The organism is Caulobacter sp. HMWF025 (genome assembly GCF_003060965.1).
Classification (GTDB): Bacteria; Pseudomonadota; Alphaproteobacteria; order Caulobacterales; family Caulobacteraceae; genus Caulobacter.
In genome coordinates this window covers 1-1,242 of sequence record NZ_QAII01000159.1, presented here as the reverse complement: position 1 = coordinate 1,242, position 1,242 = coordinate 1, and the positions used below count along the sequence as shown (strand labels likewise).

The following is a 1,242-nucleotide window of genomic DNA, read 5'->3' as shown; positions in this document are numbered from 1 at the left end:
ACAGGGGGCGGGGCTGGAGGGCGGGATCAGCACGCCCGAGGCGGGCTTTGGCGAGACCCTCGCTCGCAAGGCTAAATCATGGACCGTCGCCATCTATGCCGCCCCACCCAACTCTGCGTCGCGCCGAACCGCCCGCCGGCAAGGCGACGCGTTCGAGTTCGACAGAGAGAACCTCAGTTGAGTCCCGATGTCATGCATGTGGACAAGAAATGTCCAAATTTGTCCAGCTTCAAGTCATTTAGAGACATGGCGGGTCAGCCAAACCGGCCTGGATTCGTGCTTCCCCGGTCCGGATGCCTCGGATAGTGATCCTCACGCGCCGCGCCGGGCCGTCATCCGCTAGGTCGACGACGGATCGATTTCAGCAGGTCGACATCTTGAGGCCCATCGGAATTTCCCTTGTAAACATGAGCTTTATCCGCCTGTCGGGCTGCGTTCCGCATTCGCACCGTCCTCCGCGTCGCTCGAGGTTTGGCGAAAGCCGACCGTTGTCCGGGGCAAATGACAACGTTGACAATTTCATTGACATGAACGGGACACTTGGCGATGTTGCGGTCGTGCCGGGGAGGGCGTGAACCGGTAGGCGCATCGCAGGGTGCGGCTTTTCGCCAGGAATATGACGCACTTCGCGAGATTCGCCGGGCAGGCCGGCACATAAGGATCGGCGAGGGGCGACAGCTGGCCTTCGCTCCTTTTGGCGCGGGTCTAAGAAACGGCAACAAGAACGTTTAGGGGAGCGAAAACCTTGTCTAGTCACCGCCACATGTCCTTGCTCGGTCGGGGGATTACCCTGGCTCTGCTGACGGGCGCCTCCACCCTGGCCCTCGCCACCGGCGCTTCCGCCCAGGACAGCCAGTCCACCCAGGTCGACGAAATCGTCGTCACCGGCATCCGCGCCAGCCTTCAGCAATCGCAAGACATCAAGCGCCTCGCAGTTGGCGTGGTTGATGCGATTTCAGCGGAAGACATCGGCAAGTTCCCAGACACAAACCTGGCAGAGTCCCTTCAGCGCATCACGGGCGTATCGATTGATCGCAGCAGTGGGGAAGGCTCAACGGTCACGGTTCGTGGCTTCGGCCCTGAATTCAACCTCGTCGTCGTCAACGGCCGTCAAATGCCGACTTCGACGCTGGGTGACGGTTTCTCGGCACCTTCATCGCGCAGCTTTGATTTTGGCAACCTGGCCGCCGAAGGTGTGGCCGGCGTTGAGGTCTACAAGTCGGGCCGTGCTGCGTTGCCGAC

Annotated in this window: 2 protein-coding genes; both read left to right on the top strand. The window is 61.3% G+C overall.

All coding sequences use genetic code 11. The annotated features are described in order from the left end of the window. The coding region (locus DBR10_RS20285; protein ID WP_233243465.1) for a hypothetical protein at nucleotides 1-181 on the top strand (181 nt) is incomplete at its 5' end. 582 nt (nucleotides 182-763) lie between these two features. Next, the coding region (locus tag DBR10_RS17245; protein WP_199225359.1) for a TonB-dependent receptor plug domain-containing protein at nucleotides 764-1,242 on the top strand (479 nt) is incomplete at its 3' end.